The 6097-nt window shown below is 37.6% G+C and carries 5 protein-coding genes; 2 read left to right on the top strand and 3 right to left on the bottom strand.

The window, feature by feature from the left end; translation table 11 throughout:
* The coding region (brnQ, locus tag ACOI1D_RS20830) for a branched-chain amino acid transport system II carrier protein (protein WP_422504033.1) at positions 1–1098 on the bottom strand (1098 nt) is incomplete at its 3' end.
* Between the two features lie 549 nt (positions 1099–1647).
* Between brnQ and ACOI1D_RS20835 the strand changes: the two genes are divergently transcribed.
* Entirely contained in the window at positions 1648–3477 is a 1830-nt protein-coding gene (locus ACOI1D_RS20835; RefSeq protein WP_422504035.1) for a cation:proton antiporter, read from the top strand.
* Positions 3478–3577: 100 nt separating this feature from the next.
* Here ACOI1D_RS20835 and ACOI1D_RS20840 read toward each other — a convergent pair whose 3' ends face one another.
* On the bottom strand, positions 3578–3757 hold the full coding sequence (locus ACOI1D_RS20840) for an SE1832 family protein (RefSeq protein WP_422504037.1): 180 nt from the start codon (positions 3755–3757) through the stop codon (positions 3578–3580).
* 83 nt (positions 3758–3840) lie between these two features.
* Here ACOI1D_RS20840 and ACOI1D_RS20845 point away from each other — a divergent pair, with 83 nt between their 5' ends.
* Complete coding sequence (locus tag ACOI1D_RS20845) at positions 3841–4707, top strand: GNAT family N-acetyltransferase (protein ID WP_422504039.1); 867 nt, start codon at positions 3841–3843, stop codon at positions 4705–4707.
* Between the two features lie 187 nt (positions 4708–4894).
* On the opposite strand, the gene ACOI1D_RS20850 is transcribed toward ACOI1D_RS20845, so the two are convergent.
* Entirely contained in the window at positions 4895–6019 is a 1125-nt protein-coding gene (locus ACOI1D_RS20850) for an AI-2E family transporter (protein WP_422504041.1), read from the bottom strand.
* Between the last annotated feature and the right edge of the window lie 78 nt (positions 6020–6097).

Consider the following 6097-nt stretch of genomic DNA (forward strand, 5'->3'; position numbering starts at 1 on the left):
GACATTACTTTTTCCATGAAACAATCTTTGTATAAATGTTAAGATAATCAAAACAATAGCAATTGGATAAATGAACACCAGAACGGGAACTGAGTAACTAATGATGGTACTTAATCCTTGGTTAGCAATAACAAAACTTAAAATTGTCGTTAATAATATAATCCAATTATAGCTGATGGTTGTAATATTTGTAAAAAACTGACCACATGCAACAACTAAACCAACCGACGTCGTAAAGCATGCTAGTGCTACAATAATACCCAGTAACAGGGCTCCGATGTTACCAAACATGATTGTTGAAGCGGCAAGTAGAATGTCACCACCATTGTTGAAAGTACCCTCTTTTGCCATTTTTGTACCAATCCAGCCAATTGAGCCGTAGACTATGATTAAACCAGTACCGGTAATGATTCCGGCTTTTAATGTGGATTTTACAAGTTCTCTCTGTGTAGTAATGCCTCGATCCTTAAATGCGTTTATAACAATAATCCCAAATGCTAAAGCGCCGATTGCATCCATCGTTAAATATCCTTCAGCAAATCCAGTAAAGAAAGGTGAAGTTGCATATTTATCAATAGGGTTTGCTGCAGGGCTATCCAAAAGAATTATTCCTCCAGTGATTAATACCAAAATTGCAATCAATAAAACAGGTGTTAAATATTGGCCAATTCGGTCTACCATTTTTGATGGGTTCAGACTTACAATATAGACCAATATGAAAAATACAGCTGTAAATAGGAAGAGAATCAGGTTTTGTGAAGAATCGTTTGTAAATGGTTCCATGCTCATTTCAAAAGCAACTGTAGCAGCACGAGGGACACCGAAAAAAGGTCCAATTGCTAAGTAAACAACGGAGGTGAAAATCAAACCAAACAGTGGGTGAACGCGATCAGCTAATTCACGTGCATCACTTTCTACATACGAAATTGCAGTAACAGCAAGAATCGGCAATCCAACCCCAGTAATAACGAACCCGGCGATTGCTGCCCAATAAGAAGTGCCTGAATCAATCCCAAGGGTTGGTGGGTATATTAAGTTACCGGCTCCAAAAAATAATGCAAATAACATAAATCCAATTGTAAATGTGTCTTTCTTCATATTGAGGACCCCTTATCTATTTGGCTGTTTACTAAAAGATTGTCGTTTTTGACATGAAATCTATAAATTGCGACGTAACGCTATGTTAATTTTCTATTAACCTTTTCTAAATTGATGCTAGTCCAACGCTGCGGCCTCCTCACGCGCTAAAACCGCTCACTTTTCTTGTATAACGGTAGGTTCTCGGCCCGCATCGGTTGATTTCTTGGCCCGAGGAGATTCCCGGCGGAAAGTGCATTAACATAGCAGTTTATATCAACTGCAAGGGCTAAAGTGCAACAAAACTTGTTAATAGAGCCACTTATTTTCTTTATATGATAAAATATTGTTTGATATAATTTTTGTCCATACCTAGTTTTGGCAAAAGCAATCTTAACAAGTCTTTTAATGAATTGTCAATGCAGGAAAGAAACGGAATACAGCCATTCTGAAATAAACTTTTTCGGAAACTTTATAAATTAAAGAACGCTTTTGTTTTACTTTACCTCTATACACAATTAAAATGAATTTTATATTATGCTTGGGAATAATACCAAGAGGGGGTTTGATATGGTTCCATCTGTACTTTTTGAAATTATGCTTATTGGTCTTTTAGGGATTGGATCTCAATGGTTGTCATGGCGCTATCGTATGCCGGCTATTGTAGTCATGTCAGTAGCGGGGTTACTTGTTGGTCCAATATTTGGGTTGATTAATCCTGAGGAAGATTTTGGCAATTTATATAGACCTATTATTACGGTGGCAGTAGCCATTATCCTTTTTGAAGGTAGTTTGAATCTTAATTATAAAGAATTACGTGGACTGGGCAAACCTGTTTTCCGAATTTCAACAGTAGGAGCATTTATCGCGTGGATTGCAGGCTCTCTATTTGCTCATTATATTGTTGGTCTATCCTGGGCAGTAGCGTTTGTAATTGGGGGACTATTTATTGTAACGGGACCTACCGTTATCCTGCCCTTATTACGGCAATCAAAGTTAAAACCACGCCCTGCAAAAATATTGAAATGGGAAGGAATAATTGTTGATCCGATAGGTGCACTGTTAGCTGTGTTTGCATTTGAAATTATTGCATATTTCACAGCAAACAGCCCAGATGGATCAGCACTTCTATTATTCTTTGCTGCATCAATATTTGCTGCTATTTTGGGTTGGGCATGTGGTCGTGGAATTGGCTGGATGTTTGAGACAGGTAATATTCCAGAGTACTTAAAATCGCCAGTCGTATTTGTTGTAGTTATCCTGTGTTTCACCTTGGCAGACGAAATCATGCATGAAACTGGTTTATTAGCTGTGACAGCTATGGGTATGACCCTGGCAAATATGGGAATAAGTTCTGTTGCAGACATGAGACACTTTAAAGAAAATATGTCTATGCTATTAATTTCAGCAATTTTTATTATGCTGACTGCTTCTCTCAAACTCGAGGTATTGCTGGAAATTTTCCAACCAGAAATCATCGGATACGTTTTGTTGATGATGTTCATCGTACGACCATTGTCAATCTTTTTATCAACAATAGGTACTGATTTGACGTTAAATGAAAAGCTGTTAGTTGGATGGATAGCACCACGGGGAATTGTTGCACTAACAGTGTCCAGTTACTTTGCATCTGTTTTAGGAGATGCTGGGTACGAGGGTGCGTCGATTATCATTACGCTCACATTTGGCCTGGTATTCTTTACGGTTGTTGCACATGGATTTTCCATTGGTTGGTTAGCCAAAAAACTACACTTATCGATGGAGGGACGGCCTGGAACACTCATTGTTGGAAGCAACGATTTTACAGTTGAATTAGGTAAATCATTAAATAAGCTTAAAGCCCCAGTAATTATTATTGACTCATCGTGGGAGCGACTTCGTAAAACACGAGAAGCCGGGATTCCATTTTATCACGGCGAAATTCTGTCTGAGCAAACCGAATACCATTTGGATACTACACCATATGAATATTTGATAGCGGCGACTGAATTTCATTCTTACAATGCCTTAGTATGTACGACGTTCATGCCAGAGTATGGTAGAACGAACGTTTATAAGTCAAGTCCATATACGTGGACAGAAAAAGGCATGAATGATGTAGTCGATAAAATAGGTGGAAGAATACTGTTTAAGCGGGATATTGCGATGGAAGACTTAACGAGTAAAATAAGGAATGGTTTTACGTTTAAGCAAACAACGATTACAGAGCAGTACAACTACAATCGTTATATAAATGAGCGGGATTCAGAAACAGTTCTGTTGTTCATGCTTAAGCCATCAGGTAAAATGTATTATTACTCAGAGGAACTAAAAATCACACCAGAGCCAGAGGATATTGTAGTAAGTTTAGCGCCACCGAATAAAGAACATAAACGAATACAAGATAAACAGGAAAAATAGAGTAAAATCTTATGACAAAAGCGGCTGGGGTAACCCAACCGCTTTTAGTTTACTTTTTTTCTAACCTGGAGATAAAGCAAGCTTCTTAAGAAACATATAATTACTCAAGCTCATCCAGTTGCCTGTTAAGATCCGAGATTTCTTTTTCCAGTAATGCAAGTTGTTTCTCCTCAATGTTTGTCCGTTGCCCAACAGCTTCCACTTTGTCCATATCTCCCATAATACGTGCATAGTCTGCCTTGAGTTCTACTAATTTTCCCTGTATTTCATTAGCGTTCATCTATTTCACTCCTAGTAATTATAAATAAATTCCATTATCATTAGTGTATACTAAATTAGTATAAGGAAAAAGGGGGAATGGGTATGAACCTTAACTTTGTAAAGGACCCGCAAGCATATTTATTAAAAGTGGAAGATCTGCTGTTAGAAAAAGAATCATGTAATAATCTGATGCTTGGTATTATTAATCAATTGGCCGAGGGACAGTCTGCCTATAAGGATGTAAATCTGGGGATTGTTGAGAAAGCAGGGAATACTGTTTTCGCTTTTATGCAGACACCTCCCAATAATTGGATCTTTCCGGATGTTGAAGTAGTGGAGAAAGAAGTATCTCAAGAAATAGCCAAGTTCTTATTCGACGAGCAATTAGAAGTTCCTGGAATACTCGGTCCAGACCAAATTGTCCAGCCGTTTGTTAAGGAATGGGAAAAATTAAATAATGTCGAATCTACTATACATATGGAACAGCTTATCTATCAAATGGATAAGGTGAATTCCGTATCACAAGCTGAAGGCGAGTTAAGAAAAGGGACTAAATACGATCATAAACTACTTACTGAATGGTTAATCCAATTTGGTAGGGAAGCGAACGAAATAATTAATAGAGATGATGCTGATTTTTTAGCAGTCACCTTTATTAAAAATAGTTCTGTCTATCTTTGGCAGGTAAATGGAAAACCTGTATCGATGGTTAACCGTTCAAGAAAAACAAAAAATGGCGCTACTATTAATGCTGTCTATACTCCTGATGAGTACAAACGGAAAGGTTATGCAACTAGTTCGGTAGCAGCTTTGAGCAGGAAGCTACTAGCAGATGGTTCTAGTTTCTGTAGTCTTTATACGGATGCAAATTACCCGGACTCTAACCGGATTTATAAACGAATTGGCTATTACGAAGTTGGAACATCTATTGTATATGAATTTAACAGGGACAGTCATCCAACCCACTAAGGGTTGGGGACTGTCCCTGCTTTTTTATCTATCGCTATTAACCTAGCCCGCTCCGCTTTTCATGATCCAGCTACGGCTCCTAGAAGCTGTCGTCATAAGCAAGTAACACTACGAACGCAGAAGACCGTGCGTTCTACGGTTTCTTGCTTATGCGCCTGCTTCTGATCAGTCGCCTCCGCTTTTCTTCTTATATCAGTGCGTCTTTTTTGTTGTCTTGGGAGCTGACGTATGTTTGATAAAAGTGAACAATGATTGTTTTGACAACTGCGTAGAATGGTACTGCAAAGAGAATTCCCAAGAACCCTGCAATGCTTCCTGCTGCGAGTATAACTGTAATAATTGTTAACGGGTGCAGCTTTAAGGCGCGCCCCATAACATTTGGCGAGATGAGGTTCCCTTCGATCTGCTGAGCAATCACCATAACAATTAGAACCCAAACCGCCATCATTGGGTATTGGAAAAATCCAACGATAATTGCTGGGATAACCGCTATAAATGGTCCGATGAATGGAATCACACACATCAACATGCCAAATAATGCTAGAGTAAGAGCATAGTCTAAATCAATAATCAGATACCCAATAAATAAAAGCACCCCAATAGCAAAACTTACAAGTAGCTGTCCTTGAATATACGCTGTTAATACTTCATCGATCTTATGCAAAAGGCTTTTTATATTGTTTGCTTTTTTAATAGAAAAGATTTGTGTGACAAAAGGTATGAATCTTTCACCATCTTTAAGCATAAAGAATAAGAAGAACGGTACAAGCACTAAAGCAAACACAAAGCCGATTATCTGGCCAATAAATCCAAATAAGAAAGAAGTAGCGGATTCGATGTATGATTGAAGATTTGATGCTAAGTCATTTAGTGTACTTTCAACCTCAGCAGGTAACATATCCTGGTTAGATTGCCAGTACTTGATAATATCCTGTGCACCTTCTATCATTATTGGCACGTTTTTAATGAGATTCGAAAACTGCGTCTGAGCAATCGGTGCAATGTATGTAGTAATTAAGTAAATAAGTAGTGAAAGCAATAGAAACACGACTATTATAGAAAATACACGGTGTACATTGTATTTGTCCAAACTTTTTACAATGGGTTTTGTTAAATAAAACAGCACACCTGAACCAATAATCGGAATGGCAACGGCCCCCATGTATTTAAAGATAGGGTCAAAAATAAAGTTAGTTACGGAGATAAGTAGAATAAGTAGAAATACCATAATGAAAAACGTAAGTGTCTGGAACCATCGCTTTTTTACCAAATAAATCACAACTTTCTTAATAAAGTATATTGATAATCTCATTCTACCTTCAAATGATTAGAATATAAAGTAGATTCTTATTGTTTTTGCCAATTATAGCCAGAATTAAACAATTAGGGG

The sequence above is a fragment of the Virgibacillus sp. DJP39 genome (assembly GCF_049310925.1).
Lineage (GTDB): Bacteria > Bacillota > Bacilli > Bacillales > Amphibacillaceae > Virgibacillus_F.